The sequence below is a fragment of the Arthrobacter sp. NPDC058097 genome (assembly GCF_042884885.1).
Classification (GTDB): Bacteria; Actinomycetota; Actinomycetes; order Actinomycetales; family Micrococcaceae; genus Arthrobacter.
Window position 1 is genome coordinate 85,339 of record NZ_JBHVSZ010000002.1, and the last position, 17,412, is coordinate 102,750.

The 17,412-nt window shown below is 68.4% G+C and carries 15 protein-coding genes; 12 read left to right on the forward strand and 3 right to left on the reverse strand.

The window, feature by feature from the left end; all coding sequences use genetic code 11:
- The first annotated feature begins 14 nt into the window (after positions 1 to 14).
- From alr to tsaD, 5 genes are all read left to right on the forward strand, one after another.
- Positions 15 to 1,268, forward strand: coding sequence for an alanine racemase (alr, locus tag ACFVTE_RS04315; RefSeq protein ID WP_387097332.1), 1,254 nt, complete (start codon positions 15 to 17; stop codon positions 1,266 to 1,268).
- A complete protein-coding gene (gene tsaE, locus ACFVTE_RS04320; RefSeq protein ID WP_387097334.1) occupies positions 1,265 to 1,867 on the forward strand; it encodes a tRNA (adenosine(37)-N6)-threonylcarbamoyltransferase complex ATPase subunit type 1 TsaE in 603 nt (200 codons plus the stop codon). The genes alr and tsaE overlap by 4 nt, the downstream gene beginning before the upstream one ends.
- Positions 1,867 to 2,538, forward strand: a complete 672-nt coding sequence (gene tsaB / locus ACFVTE_RS04325) for a tRNA (adenosine(37)-N6)-threonylcarbamoyltransferase complex dimerization subunit type 1 TsaB (RefSeq protein ID WP_387097336.1) — start codon at positions 1,867 to 1,869, stop codon at positions 2,536 to 2,538. Before tsaE ends, tsaB begins: the two co-directional genes overlap by 1 nt.
- Positions 2,539 to 2,630: 92 nt before the next feature.
- Positions 2,631 to 3,167 carry a ribosomal protein S18-alanine N-acetyltransferase gene (rimI, locus tag ACFVTE_RS04330; protein ID WP_387098322.1) on the forward strand — a complete coding sequence of 179 codons (537 nt, stop codon included), beginning with the start codon at positions 2,631 to 2,633 and terminating at the stop codon, positions 3,165 to 3,167.
- Positions 3,164 to 4,333, forward strand: coding sequence for a tRNA (adenosine(37)-N6)-threonylcarbamoyltransferase complex transferase subunit TsaD (gene tsaD / locus ACFVTE_RS04335; protein WP_387097339.1), 1,170 nt, complete (start codon positions 3,164 to 3,166; stop codon positions 4,331 to 4,333). The genes rimI and tsaD overlap by 4 nt, the downstream gene beginning before the upstream one ends.
- Positions 4,334 to 4,338: 5 nt before the next feature.
- On the opposite strand, the gene ACFVTE_RS04340 is transcribed toward tsaD, so the two are convergent.
- Positions 4,339 to 5,490 carry a glutamate--cysteine ligase gene (locus tag ACFVTE_RS04340; RefSeq protein ID WP_387097342.1) on the reverse strand — a complete coding sequence of 384 codons (1,152 nt, stop codon included), beginning with the start codon at positions 5,488 to 5,490 and terminating at the stop codon, positions 4,339 to 4,341.
- A gap of 109 nt (positions 5,491 to 5,599) precedes the next feature.
- Between ACFVTE_RS04340 and ACFVTE_RS04345 the strand changes: the two genes are divergently transcribed.
- Positions 5,600 to 7,402, forward strand: a complete 1,803-nt coding sequence (locus tag ACFVTE_RS04345; protein WP_387097345.1) for a glycoside hydrolase family 3 N-terminal domain-containing protein — start codon at positions 5,600 to 5,602, stop codon at positions 7,400 to 7,402.
- 29 nt (positions 7,403 to 7,431) lie between these two features.
- Positions 7,432 to 8,259: a shikimate 5-dehydrogenase gene (locus ACFVTE_RS04350; protein WP_387097348.1), complete on the forward strand. Its 828-nt coding sequence runs from the start codon at positions 7,432 to 7,434 to the stop codon at positions 8,257 to 8,259.
- A 17-nt stretch (positions 8,260 to 8,276) separates the two neighbouring features.
- Here ACFVTE_RS04350 and ACFVTE_RS04355 read toward each other — a convergent pair whose 3' ends face one another.
- Positions 8,277 to 9,506, reverse strand: a complete 1,230-nt coding sequence (locus ACFVTE_RS04355) for an SAM-dependent methyltransferase (RefSeq protein ID WP_387097351.1) — start codon at positions 9,504 to 9,506, stop codon at positions 8,277 to 8,279.
- A gap of 55 nt (positions 9,507 to 9,561) precedes the next feature.
- Here ACFVTE_RS04355 and ACFVTE_RS04360 point away from each other — a divergent pair, with 55 nt between their 5' ends.
- The 3 genes from ACFVTE_RS04360 (at position 9,562) to groL (ending at position 12,170) form a co-directional block, all read left to right on the forward strand.
- Positions 9,562 to 9,963, forward strand: coding sequence for a hypothetical protein (locus ACFVTE_RS04360; RefSeq protein WP_387097354.1), 402 nt, complete (start codon positions 9,562 to 9,564; stop codon positions 9,961 to 9,963).
- Between the two features lie 217 nt (positions 9,964 to 10,180).
- Entirely contained in the window at positions 10,181 to 10,474 is a 294-nt protein-coding gene (gene groES, locus ACFVTE_RS04365) for a co-chaperone GroES (RefSeq protein ID WP_003805290.1), read from the forward strand.
- Between the two features lie 85 nt (positions 10,475 to 10,559).
- Positions 10,560 to 12,170 (forward strand): chaperonin GroEL, encoded by a 1,611-nt coding sequence (groL, locus tag ACFVTE_RS04370; protein WP_387097357.1) that lies wholly within the window; start codon positions 10,560 to 10,562, stop codon positions 12,168 to 12,170.
- A 132-nt stretch (positions 12,171 to 12,302) separates the two neighbouring features.
- Here groL and ACFVTE_RS04375 read toward each other — a convergent pair whose 3' ends face one another.
- On the reverse strand, positions 12,303 to 13,259 hold the full coding sequence (locus ACFVTE_RS04375; RefSeq protein ID WP_387097360.1) for a DUF389 domain-containing protein: 957 nt from the start codon (positions 13,257 to 13,259) through the stop codon (positions 12,303 to 12,305).
- A gap of 217 nt (positions 13,260 to 13,476) precedes the next feature.
- On the opposite strand from ACFVTE_RS04375, the gene ACFVTE_RS04380 reads away from it, so the two are divergent.
- Both ACFVTE_RS04380 and guaB read left to right on the forward strand, forming a co-directional pair.
- Positions 13,477 to 15,546 (forward strand): acyltransferase family protein, encoded by a 2,070-nt coding sequence (locus tag ACFVTE_RS04380; RefSeq protein WP_387098324.1) that lies wholly within the window; start codon positions 13,477 to 13,479, stop codon positions 15,544 to 15,546.
- Between the two features lie 261 nt (positions 15,547 to 15,807).
- The gene (guaB, locus tag ACFVTE_RS04385) at positions 15,808 to 17,319 is read left to right on the forward strand and encodes an IMP dehydrogenase (RefSeq protein ID WP_387097363.1); all 1,512 of its coding nucleotides are present in this window, start codon (positions 15,808 to 15,810) and stop codon (positions 17,317 to 17,319) included.
- Positions 17,320 to 17,412: the final 93 nt, after the last annotated feature.

A 17,412-nucleotide genomic window follows, 5' to 3' on the forward strand; every position in this document is an offset into this window, starting at 1 on the left:
CTAGAATCAGTAGAGTGATTTATCCAGCAGCAACAGGTGACCGCCCGGCAGTAGCGGGCCCGGCCGGGACGTTCCACGCATATGACCGGACGGCGCACGAACGCTCCGCCGTCATCGACCTCGAGGCCATCCGGCACAACGTCCGCCGGCTCGCCGCGGCCGCCGAGCCGGCCAAGGTCATGGCGGTCGTCAAGGCCGACGCCTACGGACACGGTGCAGTGCCGGTGGCCCGCGCGGCCCTCGAGGCAGGCGCCAGCTGGCTGGGCGTCGCACACATCTCCGAGGCTCTGGCGCTGCGCGCCGCCGGCATCGACGCCCCGCTGCTCGCCTGGCTGCACACCCCGGAAAGCAACTTCGGCGCGGCCGTGGCTGCCGGCGTCGACATCGGGTGCTCCGGCTGGGAGCTGGAACAGATTGTGGCCGCCGCCCGGGAACAGGAACGGCCCGCCCGCGTCCACCTCAAAGTCGACACCGGTCTTGGCCGCAACGGCGCCACCGTCGAGGTGTGGGACAGGCTGGTGGGCGAAGCCGTGGAATACCAAGACCAGGGCCTGCTGCGCGTGGTGGGCATCTTCTCCCACCTTGCCGTGGCCGACGAACCCGAGCGCCCGGAAACCGATGACCAGCTCGCCGCGTTCCGCGAGGTCCTGGCGATCGCCGAGGACGCAGGCGTGGACCCCGAAGTCCGGCACCTGGCCAACACCCCGGCCACGCTGTCCCGGCCCGACACGCACTTCGACCTGGTCCGCGCGGGGCTGGGAATCTACGGCCTCTCGCCCTTCGAGGGGCAGACCTCCGCGGAACTTGGCCTGCGCCCGGCGATGACCCTGCGCACCGTCGTGTCCCACTGCAAGGACGTGCACTCCGGCCAGGGGGTCTCCTACGGCTTCAATTACTACACCTCGGGCGAGAGCACGCTGGGACTCATCCCGCTCGGCTACGCCGACGGCGTGCCGCGCGTCGCCACCGGCGGGCCCGTCCGCGTAAAGGGCGTCACCTACCCCGTGGTGGGACGGATCGCGATGGACCAGATGGTGATCGACCTCGGCCCCCTCGGCGTGAGCCGGGGCGGCCACAGCGTCCTCGGAGCAGAGGCGGTCCTCTTCGGCGACGGCTCCGACGGCGGCCCCACGGCCGATGACTGGGCCCGCGCTGCCGGCACCAACAACTACGAGATCGTCACCCGCATCAGCCCCCGCGTGCCCCGCACCTACATCAACGAATCACCTGTGGCCGAAGTGGCAGCTTCCGAGACGCCGGCGCCATGAGCGTTTCGGAAAACGGCGGGATTCCGGAAACCCACAGCGGTCCGCTGTGGGTCCAGACCGTGACGGTCACGACGGCGGATCAGACCCATGCGCTCGGCGCGGCTCTGGCGGAGGTGCTCCGGGCGGGGGACCTCCTGGTGTTGACGGGCGAACTGGGCGCCGGCAAGACGACCTTTACGCAAGGCCTGGGCGAAGGCCTGGGGGTCCGCGAAGGCATCATCTCCCCGACCTTCGTACTGGTGCGCATCCACCCGAACCTCGCCGACGGGCCGCGTCCGGGCGGGCCCGACCTGGTGCATGTCGACGCCTACCGGCTGGGATCGGCGTCGGAAATCGACGACATCGACCTGGAGAACACGCTGGACTCCGCCGTGACCGTGGTGGAGTGGGGCCGGGACCGCGTGGAGCACCTGACCGAAAGCCGGCTCGAGGTTGAACTGCACCGCCAGCTGGGCGGCATCGCGCCGGCCCACCAGACCGGGAACGGAGCCCTGGACTTCGAGTCGGAGGACGACGACGAGCCCCGCACCATCATCATCCGCGGCTTCGGGCCGCGCTGGGCCGAACAGCCCGTTCTGGCCGCGGAAGGAAACTCCTGATGCTCATTCTCGCCATCGACACCTCAGCCGTGGCCAGCGCCGCGCTCGTGTCCGACGACGCACTGGAAGGCGTGGTGGGCAGCTTCTCCACCGAGGACACAAGGAGCCACGCCGAGGTCCTCGCCCCCGGAATCGAGGCGCTGCTCGCGGACGCCGGAGTGACTGGAGCCGATCTTGACGCGATCGTGGTGGGCGTTGGCCCCGGGCCTTTCACCGGGCTGCGGTCCGGCATCGCGACGGCGCGTACCCTGGCATTTGTCTGGAACACCCCGCTGCACGGCATGATGAGCCTCGACGCCGTCGCCCTCGAGGTGGCCGAGTCCACCGACGCCCCGGCCGAGTTCCTCGTTGCCACCGACGCCCGGCGAAAAGAGGTCTACTGGGCGCGCTACACCCTGGTCGCGGGCCAGCTGCCGAAGCTCACGGACGGACCGCACGTCGGCTTCGCCGCGGACCTTCCCGACCTTCCCGCCTACGGCGCGGGCGCGGGGCTGTACCCCGAGGACGTACGCGCCGATCCGGACTTCAGCACCGAACAGCCGGACGCGCTCTACCTGGGGCAGTTCGCACTGGCGAGGCTGGAAGCGGGCGAGAAACTCCTCGACTCCACGCCGCTGTACCTTCGTGAATCGGACGCCCAGGTTCCCGGCCCCCGGAAGCGTGCCCTGTGAAGCCCGAACCGTCCGGAGCGTCCGGCATTCCAGCCCCTGGCGCCGCGCCTGTCCTGCCCCGCCAACTGGCCTCGGGCGTGACCATCCGCGACATGCTCCCTGACGACATCCCGGCCGTCCACGAGTTGGAGGTCCGGCTGTTCCCCGTGGACGCGTGGCCTCTGCAGATGTTTTGGGACGAACTGGTGCAGCCGGAGACGCGCCGGTACCTGGTGGCGGAGGGCCCGGACGGCATCGTCGGCTATGCGGGGCTTATGTGCGTGGAGCCGATCGCCGACGTCCAGACAATTGCCGTCATCCCTGAGTATGAGGGCAAGGGCATCGGCACAGCGCTCCTCACCGACCTGATCGCCGAGGGGCGGCGCCGCGGCGCAGCCGACATCCTGCTCGAGGTCCGCTCCGACAACCCGCGCGCCCAGCAGCTGTACGTCCGCTTCGGCTTCGAGCAGATCCATGTGCGGAAGAAGTACTACCGCGACGGCGTGGACGCCCTGATCATGCGGCTCCAGCTGGAGGACGTGCTGTCCGTGCACAGCGACATCGTGCACGACGCCGGACCCCAGCCCGCGCAGATTGACGAAGCCGGCCGGGCCGGCGAAACCGCTCCGACGGAGGCAGACCAGAAATGAACCGCTCGCAGCCGCTAGTACTCGGCATTGAGTCATCGTGCGACGAAACGGGCGTGGGCATCGTCCGCGGCACCGACCTCCTGACCAACACGGTGTCCTCGTCCATGGAGGAACACGTCCGGTTTGGCGGCGTCATCCCGGAGATCGCCTCGCGCGCCCACCTGGATGCCTTCGTTCCTGCCCTGCAGGCGGCCCTGGCCGAGGCGGACGTGACGCTGGACGAGATCGACGCCATCGCGGTGACGTCCGGTCCGGGGCTGGCCGGCGCGCTGATGGTGGGCGTGTGCGCCGCGAAGGCGCTCGCCGTCGCGACCGGCAAACCGCTCTACGCCATCAACCACCTGGTGGCCCACGTGGGGGTCGGCCTGCTCAACCCCAGTCCCGGCGCTGGAACGGGAACGGAAGCCGGCGCCGGTGGAAAGCCGATCCTTCCTGACAACCTCGGCGCCCTGCTGGTGTCCGGCGGCCATACCGAGATCCTGCGGATCCGCAGCATCACCGACGACGTCGAGCTGCTTGGCTCCACCATCGACGACGCCGCCGGCGAGGCGTACGACAAGGTGGCACGGATCCTGGGACTGGGTTACCCCGGCGGCCCGGCCATCGACCGGCTGGCGCGCGAGGGCAACGCCAAGGCCATCCGGTTCCCGCGCGGGCTGACGCAGCCCAAGTACATGGGCACCGCGGAGGAGCCCGGCCGGCACCGCTACGACTGGTCGTTCAGCGGCCTGAAGACCGCGGTGGCCCGGTGCGTGGAGCAGTTCGAAGCCGCAGGCGAACCCGTGCCGGTGGCGGACATCGCCGCAGCGTTCCAGGAAGCAGTGGTGGATGTCATCACCTCGAAGGCGGTGCTGGCCTGCCGTGAGCGTGGCATCACGGACGTGTTGCTGGGCGGGGGAGTGGCCGCCAATTCTCGGCTGCGGCAGCTGACCGAACAGCGCTGCTCGGCCGCCGGCATTACGCTGCACGTTCCGCCGCTGGACCTGTGCACGGACAATGGTGCGATGGTGGCAGCCCTCGGCGCGCAGTTGGTCATGGCCGGCATCGAACCCAGCGGCATCAATTTCGCGCCGGACTCCTCCATGCCGGTCACCACGGTGTCGGCTAAAAGTGAGTCGCAGAACAGGGCGTTCTCGGCGCTGGGAACGCCCTCAACTGCTACCTAGTTGGGTTACGCCGTCGGGCCGTTCCGCATCTGCTTCACGAGGTCGAGGACCACGGCCTGCAGGTTTCCGCCGCTTTGAGCGGCCACCCGCCGCTGGCGCTGGTACCCGGCGCCCCGGCTGATGATCTTCTCGACGTCGGCCAGCTCATCCGGGCAGCCCAGCTTCGCGGCGATGGGCTCGAGCCGGTTGAGTGTCTCCAGAAGGTGGTCGGTGACCAGCTTCTCGTTGCCCTGGGCGTCGAGGATGATGATGGCGTCCATGCCGTAGCGCGCGGCCCTCCACTTGTTCTCCTGGACGTGCCACGGGGGCATGGTGGGAATACTGCCGCCGGCGTCCAGGATGGTGGAGAATTCGTGGACCAGGCACTGCGTCAGGGCCGCCACGGCACCCACCTCCTCGAGCGTTGCCAGCCCGTCACAGATGCGCATCTCGATGGTTCCGAGGGCCGGCACCGGGCGGATGTCCCAGCGGATCTCCGAGATGGTGTCGATCACGCCGGTGGTGAACATGTCCTGGACGTAGGACTCGTATTCTTCCCAGCTGGCGAACTGGAACGGCAGGCCCGCCGTTGGCAGCTGCTGGAACATCAGCGCCCGCTGCGAGGCGTAGCCGGTGTCCTCGCCGCCCCAGAACGGGCTTGATGCGGACAGGGCCTGGAAATGCGGGAAGTAGTTGACCAGGCCGTCAAGCACGGGGAGCACCTTGTCCCGGCGGTCCAGGCCGACGTGGACGTGAACCCCGTAGATCACCATCTGCCGGCCCCACCACTGCGTGCGGTCGATCAGTTTGGCGTAGCGTTCCTTGTCCGTGACCGGCTGCAGCTGCGGCGGGCTGAACGGGTGGCTCCCGGCGCAGAAGATTTCGACGCCCATCGGGTCCGTGACTTCACGGACGGCGGCCAGGGAGCGGGCGAGGTCTTCCTTCGCTTCCGCGGCGGTCCCGCAGATTCCGGTGACCAGCTCCACGGTATTAAGCAGCAGCTCCTGCTTGATGTGCGGGTGCTCGTCATCCTCGTTCAGCTCGGGATGCCGGGCCACGACCCCGCGCAGGACCTCGTTGGCCACCGACGAAAGTTCACCGGTCTGCGCATCCACCAGCGCGAGTTCCCATTCCACACCAAGAGTTGATTGCCTGGATGAAGCGAAATCAATCTTCATGTGTTCCTCGCTGTGTGTGCTGACGTGGGGTCCGGTCGCCGTCCGTTCCTGGCGAACGGCTGGCAGGGGAACGGTCATCCAAGTCTAGTGCAGGGGTAGCATCGAGTTGATGGCTTGGCTACACGGGGCGCGTGAGAGTCTTCACACAAGCAGCCGCCCCCAAACCCCCAGAAAACATTCCGGTATTGCATGCCCGCGGACTGCGGCAGCGCTCGCGGCGCTGTTCGCTGTTGCGTCGTGCACGGCGCCGCCGTCACCCGGGCCCGGACAAAGCACGACGACGGCGCCCGCGGCTTCCGCTTCCGGCGCACCGAAGGCCCCCCAGACGTCCTTACCGCAGACAGGCGCACCCCAGACAGGTGCGCACAGCCCGGCACCGTCCGCGGCGAAGCCGGCACCGAAGGAAACCGCCGCGCTGGGCTGGGGCCCGCAGCAGCGGGACGCCGACGCTGCCGCCGCGGCAGTGGCAAAAATGACCCTGGAGGAGAAGGCCGGGCAGGTGCTCCTGCCCTTCTACACCGGGCTCGACCACGAGACCCAGGCCGCCACCGTGGAACGCCTGCACCTTGCCGGCTCCATGATCATGGCCGACAACGTGCCCGGCACCGCCACCGGCCTGGTGGACGTCCCCGCGCTGGCCGGCGTGACGCGCAGGCTGGACCAGGCGTCCCGCTCAGGCGGCCGCAGGTGGCCCGGGCTGATCGGCGTCGACCAGGAAGGCGGAGCAGTCAGCCGCGTCGGCGCCCCGCTGACCCGCTGGCCCGCCCCGATGAGCTACGGCGCCGCCGGCAGCGTGCCCCTGGCCGCGGAGGCAGGCACCGGGCTGGCGGCGGAACTCGCGCCGCTGGGCTTCACTGTGGACTTCGCACCCGCGGCCGACGTCACGATGGGCCCCGCCGATCCAACGATCGGTGCCCGGTCCCTGTCCGCCGACCCCCGGGCCGCGGCGTCCCTCAGTGCCGGCTTCGCCAAAGGCATGCTCGCCGGTGGGGTGCTGCCCACCGTCAAGCACTTCCCCGGGCACGGTTCCGTGACCACCGATTCCCACAAGGGTCTGCCGGTCCAGAACGCGACCCTCGCTCAGCTGAAGGCGCGGGACTGGAAGCCGTTCCAGTCCGCGGTCAAGGCAGGCGCGCCCATGATCATGACTGGTCACATCGCGGCGAGGGCCCTCGAGCCCGGCGTCCCCGCGTCCCTCTCGAAGGCAACCTACAAGGCGCTCCGCGGCCTGGGCTTCAAGGGCGTGGCCGTCACAGACGGGCTGAACATGGGCGCGGTGGCCGGCCGTTACCCCCGCGGGTCAGCAGCACCCGCCGCGCTGGCAGCCGGGGCCGACCTGCTGCTGATGCCGGCGGACGCAGCCGCCGCCCATGCCGCCATCGTCAGTGCGGTCAGGGAGGGAAAGCTCCCGCTGTCGCGCCTGGAGGACGCGGCCCGCCGCGTGGTCACCATGATGATCTGGCGCGGACGGACGGCCCGGCCGAAGCCTCCGGCGGCGCCGGGAAGCGGCGAGGCCATGTCCGCGAAAGTCTCGGCCCGGGCCATCACCGTCGTGTCCGGCCGGTGCAAGGGCGCTTCCGTGCGCGGCTCCGTGCGCGTGACAGGGGGCTCGCCGGTGGACCGGGCCCGTTTTGCCGCTGCGGCCAAGGACGCGGGGATCACGGTGGGGTCAACGGGCCCAATGGTCAGCCTCATCGGCTACGGCGCCGGCCCTGCGAACGGCGATATTGCGGTGGCACTGGACGCACCGTGGTCCCTGGCACAGTCCGCCGCACCGACCAAGATCGCCCTCTACGGCCGGACGCCCGGAGCGTACAAGGCGCTGCTGGCTGTCCTGGCGGGGAAGGCCACCGCCCCCGGAAAGCTGCCGGCCGCCGTCGGGCCCTACCCTCCCGGCACCGGATGCAGGTAATAAAGGCCGTGCCGCCGTTTAATGGAGGGGTGCCGATTCTGAATAAAGACATGACCCTGTGCATCTCCCTCTCGGCCCGGCCGAGCAACAACGGGACCCGCTTCCACAACCACCTGTATGACCAGCTGGGCCTGAACTGGATCTACAAGGCCTTCGCGCCCACCGACCTCGCCCAGGCGATCGCGGGTGTCCGGGGTTTGGGGATCCGGGGCTGCGCCGTCTCCATGCCCTACAAGGAGGACGTGATCGCCCTGGTGGACGCCATGGACCCGTCCGCCAAGGCCATCGACTCCGTCAACACCATCGTCAACGACGGCGGCCGGCTCACCGCGTACAACACGGACTACACGGCGATTGAGCAGCTGCTGCAGCGCAATGCCGTACCTGCAGAGTCATCGGTGCTGCTCAAGGGTGCGGGCGGCATGGCCAAGGCGACGGCCGCGGCGCTGCGCGACGCCGGGTTCAAGGACGTGACCATCATCGCCCGCAACGAAGCAGCCGGCCGGGCGCTCGCAGACCTCTACGGCTTCGGCTGGCGCGCGGAGCTCGGCACCGGCCCCGAGGCCACAGCGGACATGGTCATCAACGTCACGCCCGTCGGAATGGCCGGGGGACCGGAGGCCGATGCGCTGTCCTTCCCTGCCGAAACCATCGACGCCGCCAAGGTGGTCTTCGACGTGGTTGCCCTGCCGGCCGAGACGCCGCTCATCAAGGCTGCGCGGGAAGCCGGCAAGCAGGTCATCACCGGCGCCGAAGTGGCCACCATCCAGGCTCTGGAGCAGTTCGTGCTGTACACGGGCATCCGTCCCACCGACGACCAGGTCCGGGACGCCGAGGCGTTCGTCCGCGCCCAGTAGGCAGTACGGCCCGGCAGCTATACAGGCTCCACGGAGACAGCCACTCTTTCTTCCCCGATCCGGGTGAGGACCAGGGTGGCTGTCTTCTTGCCCGCAGCCTTGCCTGCTGCCTTGCCCCCGGGCAGCAGCTGCTTGCGCAGCTCCTCCGGGGTGACGGACATGCCGCGCTTCTTGATGTCCAGAACGCCGATGCCGTTCTCCCGGACCCAGGTTTTGAGCGCCTTGACGTTGAACGGCATGACCTCCAGGACCCGGTAAGCCCGGGCAAACGGGGTGTCCAGCAGCTCCGGGGCGCAGATGTAGGCGATGTGCTCGTCCACGAGGTGGCCGCCCAGGTCCAGGGCCAGGTCGGCCACGAGTCCCGCACGGATGACTGCGCCGTCCGGCTCGTACAGGAAACCCTCCACCGGCCCCACGGGGGCAACGGGCCCGCCGTCGAACTCCTCACCGCTGGTGAGTTCGGCGGCTCCCTCCGCGCCGATGACCAGGGCGGCCCGGCGGATCCCGGGCCTGGCCACGGCGTTGAACCACAGCGTGACCTCGGTGACGTCGCCGCCCACCGAGACCCACTGCGCCTCACAGCCGGCAGGCACCGAATCGTGCGGCATGCCCGGCCCCATTTTCACGCCGACGGCGCGCCCCGCGGCGGCCAGTGACTCCACGAACGACAGCGGGGGAGAGAACGCCTCGGGGTCCCAGATCCGCTTGGTGCCGGATGTGGTGGTGGTGCGCCGGGCAGGGTCCAGCCAGACGCCGGCGCCGTCCTCCAGCGCCACCGACGTAGCGTCCGAATGGACCACCGTGGCGTGCGGAAAGGGGATGAGGTTGATGGTGGCGCAGGCGGCCGTGGTCTCGTCGAGCTCCACGGCGGTCACGGCAATGTCCAGTGACGCCAGGGCCATGGCATCCGCGCCGAGCCCGCAGCCGAGGTCCGCAACGTGGCGGACGCCCGCCCGGGCAAAGCGCTGAGCATGCCGGGCTGCGACGTTGAGCCGGGTGGCCTGCTCCAGTCCGGCCTGGGTGAAGAGCATCTGCCGGGCAAACTCGCCGAACTTGGCCTCGGCCCGGGTCCGCAGCCGTGACTGCGTCAGGACGGCGGAGACGAGTTCGGGGGAGTGGCCGGCCTTGCGCAGGCTCGTGCTGAGGGCGAAGGACTCGTCCTCCCGGTAGGGTCCGAGCGAGGCCAGCAGCTCCCATCCTTCTTCCGTAAGGAGCGGGGCGATCTGGTCCTGCGGTGCGTCAGACATGGGATCAAGCCTAGTGGAGCCGCCGGCCCGGCCTCTTCCCGATAGGGTGGTCTGAATGGAATCCAGCGAAACGCCCACCCCCGGTCAGCCCGAAAGCTCCAACCCCGGCCCGGTGCAGCATAGCCGACTGGTCCGGTATGCACGCCCGGTGCTGATCGGCGGCGCCGTTATCGCCCTCGTCTGCCTTGTCCTGCTGGTGATCATCTTCCTGCTGGACTCCTTCAACGCCACCGTCTACTCGGTGGGCGGCAAGAACATCAGCGACGCCACCGAGGAAGCCCGGCAGATCCGCGACCTGTACCTGGGCGCGCGTGTTGGCGGCATCGTGGTGCTCATCGTGTCGGCCGTGATCGCGGCGGCGGCCGCCGTCGTGCTTGTCCGCGACCAGCGGAAAGCGGGGGACGGGGACGCCGACGGCGGCGAGGACCTGGGGTTTGACGACCTTGCCGGGCGCTGAACGAAAGGCCCGCCCGGGTTACGGCGGATGAAATTCTGGCACTCACCTTGACCGAGTGCTAACCCCTTACATAGAGTCATCATTAGCACTCTCCCTACGAGGGTGCTAACACACGAAGAACTGCCAGCCTGGCTGCTGCCGGCACCGCGACGACGGTCTGCCGCCAAGGCGCAACAGTTTTTATGTCCATGAATTTTGACGAAAAGGAGAGGTCCGAGTGTCGGTCTCTATTAAGCCTCTTGAGGATCGTATTGTTGTCCGCCCGCTCGAAGCCGAGCAGACCACGGCTTCCGGCCTGGTCATCCCGGACTCCGCACAGGAGAAGCCGCAGGAAGGCGAAGTTGTCGCAGTAGGCCCCGGCCGCTTCGAAGACGGCAACCGCGTACCGGTCGACGTAGCCGTTGGCGACGTCGTCATCTACTCCAAGTACGGCGGAACCGAAGTCAAGACCGGCGGCACCGAGTACCTCGTGCTCTCCGCCCGCGACGTTCTGGCGATCGTCGTCAAGTAACTCTTTGGATCCCCGTGCCGCTGCCCGCGTCTGATTTCATTCCGACCGGGCGGCTGCACGGGGTTCTGTCTTGAAAGGACAAACCATGGCAAAGCAGCTTGCGTTTAACGACGCTGCCCGCCGGTCGCTTGAAGCCGGCATCGACAAGCTCGCCAACACGGTCAAGGTGACCCTTGGTCCCCGCGGCCGCAACGTCGTGCTGGACAAGAAGTGGGGTGCCCCCACCATCACCAACGACGGCGTGACCATCGCCCGGGAAGTCGAGCTGGACGACCCGTACGAGAACCTTGGCGCCCAGCTGGCCAAGGAAGTCGCCACCAAGACGAACGACGTCGCCGGTGACGGCACCACCACCGCAACCGTGCTCGCCCAGGCACTGGTCAAGGAAGGCCTGCGCAACGTTGCCGCCGGCGCCGCTCCGGGCCAGATCAAGCGCGGCATCGAGGTCTCCGTCGAGGCCATCGCCGCCCGCCTGCTGGAGAACGCCCGTCCGGTCGAGGGCAGCCAGGTGGCCAACGTTGCCGCCATCTCCGCCCAGAGTGACGAGGTGGGCGAGCTGCTCGCGGAGGCATTCGGCAAGGTCGGCAAGGATGGTGTGATCACCATCGAGGAATCCTCCACCACACAGACCGAGCTGGCTCTGACCGAAGGCATGCAGTTCGACAAGGGCTACCTGTCCCCGTACTTCATCACCGACACCGAGCGCCAGGAAGCCGTCCTCGAGGACGCCCTCATCCTGATTAACCAGGGCAAGATCTCCTCCGTGCAGGAATTCCTGCCGCTGCTGGAGAAGGCGCTGCAGAGCTCCAAGCCGCTGTTCATCATCGCCGAGGACGTCGACGGCGAGGCCCTGTCCACGCTGATCGTCAACCGCATCCGCGGCACCCTGAACGTGGTTGCCGTCAAGGCTCCGGGCTTCGGCGACCGCCGCAAGGCCATGCTGCAGGACATCGCGACGCTGACCGGCGCCCAGGTTGTGTCCCCGGAACTGGGCCTGAGCCTGGACTCCGTGGGCCTCGAGGTGCTGGGTACCGCCCGCCGCATTACGGTGACCAAGGACAACACCACCATCGTCGACGGCGCCGGTTCGGCCGAGGACGTAGCGGCACGCGTTGCCCAGCTGCGTGCCGAGCTGACCCGCACCGATTCCGACTGGGACCGGGAAAAGCTGCAGGAACGCCTGGCCAAGCTGGCTGGCGGCATCGGCGTGATCAAGGTCGGCGCAGCCACCGAGGTTGAGCTGAAGGAAAAGAAGCACCGCATCGAGGATGCAGTGTCCTCCACCCGCGCCGCCCTCGAAGAAGGCATCGTGGCCGGCGGCGGTTCCGCCCTGATCCACGCGCTGAAGGCACTCGACGAGGACCCGGCCGTCACGGCACTCGAAGGTGACGCGGCCGCCGCCGTCGGCATCGTCCGCCGTGCACTGGTCCAGCCGCTGCGCTGGATCGCCCAGAACGCCGGCCACGACGGCTACGTTGTGACCGCCCGGGTCGCCGAGCAGGACAACAACCACGGCTTCAACGCCAAGTCCGGCGAGTACGAGGACCTGATCGCCGCTGGCGTCATTGATCCCGTCAAGGTCACCCGTGCAGCACTGCGCAACGCGGCTTCCATCGCCGCGCTGGTGCTCACCACCGAAACCCTCGTGGCTGAAAAGCCCGCCGAGGAAGACGAGCACGCAGGCCACAGCCACTAGGCTGCAGCCCGCTCCGCGGTGTCAAAGGGAGGCCCGTCCAGCTGCTGCTGGCCGGGCCTCCCTTGCGTTTCCCTGGCCCCTGTTTCCCGGGCCACCGGGCCACCTGGCCCGTGGCGTGTGGGGGGGCTTGCGCTAGCGCCGGGCGCGAAGGGCCTGCCGCCGCAGCCGGTGCGCGTCGCCGTCGGGAAGCCGTTTGGTGACCAGCCGGTAAAAGTACAGGACCGCGACGGCGGCGGCCACGATGCCGCCCAGGTTCACCAGCAGCTGCAGGGCTGACCCGGCCGCCTTGGTGACTTCGCCAAGGACCAGCGCCACGGCTACGAAGCCGGCAGCGGGCACGGTGGTCACGGAAATGAAGACGCCGATCAGGGCGGCCGAGCGTCCGCTGATGACCGAAAGCATTCCGGCGGCTCCGGCGAGGACGGCCACGATCAGCGAGAACGGTCCAGGGTGGTAGATGAACTCGGCCGCCGAGGCCCGGTCCAGCACGTCCCGCGGAAAGAGGCCCAGCGGCAGCGCCAGCCAGGTGATCAGGGCTGTGATCAGCATTGCTGCGGGGAAGCCGACGCCCAGGGCAACCGCCGCGCGCCCGCCGAGCCTCCAGTTTCGGCGCACCACGGCAACCGCCAGTGCAGCGAGCGGTCCGAACTCGGGTCCCACGGCCATGGCCCCGACGATGGCAATGGTGGAGTCCGTGACGATGCCGATCGCTGCGAGCAGGGTGGCCAGCACAAGGAACGACAGGAGGGTCCAGCTAAGCCGGGACTCCTCACCGGTCTGCCGCGACACCTCGTCCCAGATGACGGTGTCGGCGCCTTCTCCGGGGGCGGCCTCCTCGGCCTTGTCTGCCCGGTCGGACAGAACCAGGTCCGGGGCTGTCAGGGCAATGGAACCCACGCTCCCAACGTTTAGGGCGCGGAGCTTCTCCATCAGCTCCTCCACCGATTCCCGGGCAACGTGCACCAGGAGCACGTCGCCTTTGGGAAGGATCGAGGCACCTGCGTGCAGTGCAACCTCGGCCGTGCCAGCCTGCTGCTGGCACAGGTCCGCCACGAGTGTGGTCAGTTCTGCCGGTACGCAAATCCGCATCTGGACGATCACCTGACACTCCAATCCACGCACCAAATTCCCCTAGGCACCGACTCTATAGTGCCCAGAAAACCGGAATCCTCCCTGTTGAGAGGCCGGTCACACCCGGCGCGTTGGATTCGTCCCGAATGTCACGAATCGGTAACATAGGTGCTTTGTGCTGCCGTTTGAGGGGTTATCTGTGCCAGAAGCGAGATCGACGGACCCGCTGAAAAGCATGCCGCGCGAGGAGCGGGCCGGAAAAGAAAACCATGAGCCGAGGGCTGCCCGCCTGAAGGCCAAGCCGGGCTACCGCCCCGAGGTCCAGGGCCTCCGCGCCCTGGCAGTGCTCATGGTGGTCACCTACCACGTCTGGCTTGGCCGGGTTTCCGGCGGCGTGGACATCTTCCTCCTCATCTCCGCGTTCCTCCTGACCATGTCCTTCGTCCGCAAGGTGGAGAAGGGCACGCCGCTGCGCCTCGTGAGCCACTGGCTGCACCTCTTCAAGCGGCTGATCCCGGCCGCCGTCGTCGTGATCCTCGGTGTGCTGGCCGGAACCTGGCTGGTCCTGCCGCAGAGCCGCTGGCCCGACGTCCTCAATGAGGCCTGGGCATCCCTGCTCTACGGGCAGAACTGGCTGCTGGCCAACACCGCGGTGGACTACTACGCACAGGACCACTCCGGAGCCAGCCCGCTCCAGCACTTCTGGTCGCTGTCCATCCAGGGCCAGGTCTTCATTCTTTGGCCCCTCATCTTCGCCGGCTCCGCGCTGGTGTGGCGGCTGCTGCGGCGCCGGCGGGACGTCAGCTACCGGACCGTCCTGATGGTTGCCTTCGGCGGCATCTTCACCGCTTCCCTGGTGTTCTCGATCGGCCAGACCGCCAGCAACCAGGCCTACGCCTACTTCGACACCCGGACCCGGCTGTGGGAGTTCGCGCTGGGGTCATTGCTGGCCCTGGCGCTGCCCTACCTGAAACCGGGCAAGGCGCTGCGCGTGGTCCTGGGCTGGGCCGGCCTGGCCGCCATGATTTCGTGCGGCCTGCTCCTCACCGTGGACCGGTCGTTCCCGGGCTTCATCGCGCTGTGGCCCACGCTGGCCGCGGCTGCCATCATCGTCGCCGGGCAAAGCGGCAGCCGGTTCGGCGTGGACCGCATCCTCTGCTCGAAACCCCTCGTGGCTTTGGGGGACAACTCCTACGCCCTGTACCTCTGGCACTGGCCGGTCCTGGTGCTGTCACTTGCGGCCACCGGCATCGAAAAGCCCAACCTGGTCCAGGGCCTGGCCATTGTGGCAGGTTCAGTGGTCCTGGCCGTGCTGACCACCCGCTTCGTCGAGAAGCCCCTGCGCGAATGGCACTGGCCGCAGCTGCGCGCCTGGCGCACCGCCGTCGTAATTGTTGCCTGCGGCGCCCTGCTGGCCGGTCCGGTCGCGCTGTGGCAGACCAGGCTGAACGCCGAGGAGGCGGCGGCAGCGGCGCAGCCGCGCGAGCTGACTCCCGGAGCCGCCGCGCTGGCGCCGGAAAACGCCGGCAAGCCGACGCCGGAAGCCACCGTGATCCCGGCCCCGGCCGCCATGAAAAACGAGTGGGCGGACATCGACGGGCTGTGCACCGACCAGAACGTCCCCAGCGACCCGCTGCTCAACGGCTGCCTGCAGAACAGCAAGCCGGACAAGGTCACCAAGCGGATCGTGGTACTGGGTGACTCCCACGCGCAGCAGTACATGGCCGCGCTCGGCCCCATCGCCAGGGACCATGGCTGGGAGGTGGTCACCCTCCTGAAGGGCAACTGCCGGTTCGGCGCCGAATCCCCGGAACGCGACGCCGACTGCAACGCGTTCAACAAGGCCAGCGCCGCGTACGTCATGGAGCACAAGCCGGACGCGGTGTTCACCGTGGCGTCACTCACGCACAAGGAAGCCCCGTTCGAAACCGAGGTGCCCGGCTACCTGGAGGGCATCAAGCCGTTCACCGACGCCGGGATCGACGTGGTGGGCGTCCGGGACAACCCCCGCTTCGCCATCAACATGCCCGAGTGCGTCCAGAAGTACGGCACCGCCGCGCCGGAGTGCAACCCGCCGCTGGGTGAGTCCCTGGCCGCCAGGTCCCCGCTGGATGCGTACCGGGGCAAGGTGGACGGGCTGCGCCTGATGGACATGAGCGACTTCATCTGCGCGGACGGCATCTGCCCGGCCGTGGTGGGCAACGTCTACGTCTACAAGGACGACAACCACCTCACCAAGACCTACGTCCAGTCCATGATTCCGATGTTCGAGAAGCGGCTCCTGGCGTCCACGGGGTGGAAATAGGGGCCCACGCTCGCGGGGTTCCCTGGCCGAGCTTGCGAGGTTAGGTAGCGAGTGGGGAGTGCCGTTGCTCACAATGCCGGCATGGAATATGGCGATGGCCGCCAAGGTTCTAGTATTAATTCAATTCCTCCAGAACCACCTCCTGGCCCCGCTTTAACCAGCACAGGGCCAACCCTGCACAGGCCAGTCCCGTAATGACGGGCTGGTCATCGGCTGCAACCCCTACCCGTGAACCTGTAAACCAAGGTAAGAGGCGCACTCATGACCCAGCCCGAGCACGACCCCTTCGGCTTCATCGGCCTGACGTACGACGACGTCCTGCTGCTTCCCGGCCACACCGACGTGATCCCCTCCGAGGCCGACACATCGTCCCGGATCTCCAAGCGCATCTCCGTCCAGACGCCGCTGCTTTCCGCAGCCATGGACACCGTCACCGAATCCCGGATGGCCATCGCCATGGCCCGCCAGGGCGGCCTCGGCGTGGTCCACCGCAACCTCGCGATCGACGACCAGGCCGACCAGGTGGACCGCGTCAAGCGCAGCGAGTCGGGCATGATCACCAACCCGCTCACCATCGGCCCCGAGGCCACGCTGCAGGAACTCGATGAGCTGTGCGCCCGTTACCGCGTCTCCGGCCTTCCCGTGGTCGACGACGGCAACCGCCTCCTCGGCATCGTCACCAACCGCGACACCCGCTTCGTGCCGGAGTCCGACTTCCCGATCCGCCTGGTCAGCGACGTCATGACCAAGATGCCGCTGGTCACCGGCCACGTCGGCATCAGCCGCGAAGAGGCCTCGCACAAGCTGGCCACGAACAAGATCGAGAAGCTCCCGCTGGTGGACGAGCAGGGGCGCCTGAAGGGCCTCATCACCACCAAGGACTTCACCAAGGCCGAGCAGTACCCGCTGGCCACCAAGGACGACGAGGGCCGGCTGCGCGTCGGTGCCGCCATCGGCTTCTTCGGTGACGGCTGGGAACGCGCCATGAAGCTCATCGACGCCGGCGTTGACGCCCTCTTCGTGGACACCGCGAACGGCCACTCGCAGGGCGTGCTGGACATGATCCGCCGCCTGAAGTCCGATCCGGTTGCCGCGCACGTGGACATCATCGGCGGCCAGGCTGCCACCCGCGAAGGCGCCCAGGCGCTGATCGACGCCGGTGCCGACGGCATCAAGGTAGGCGTCGGCCCGGGCTCCATCTGCACCACCCGCGTGGTGGCCGGTGTGGGTGTTCCGCAGATCACCGCCATCTACGAATCGGCCAAGGCAGCCATTCCGGCCGGCGTTCCGCTGATCGCCGACGGCGGCCTGCAGTACTCGGGCGACATCGGCAAGGCGTTGGTCGCCGGAGCCGACACCGTGATGCTCGGCTCCCTGCTGGCCGGCTGCGACGAATCCCCGGGCGAGCTGATCTTCGTCAACGGCAAGCAGTTCAAGAGCTACCGCGGCATGGGCTCCCTCGGCGCCATGCAGTCGCGCGGCAAGAACACGTCCTACTCCAAGGACCGCTACTTCCAGGCCGACGTCTCCGGCGATGACAAGCTCATCCCCGAGGGCATCGAGGGCCGCGTGGCTTACCGCGGCCCGCTGGCCTCGGTGGCCTACCAGCTGGTGGGCGGCCTGCGCCAGACGATGTTCTACACGGGCGCTCCGACCGTTGCCGAGCTGAAGGCCCGCGGCAAGTTCGTCCGGATCACCCCCGCCGGCCTGAAGGAATCGCACCCGCACGACATCCAGATGACGGTCGAGGCGCCGAACTACGGTTCACGCTAACCGGGTACCGCCGACGGGCCGCTGGGTAGCCTCCCAGCGGCCCGTCGTCGTTTGCGCCGCCTCAGACGTGCCGGTGCGCCGGGACTAGGCTGG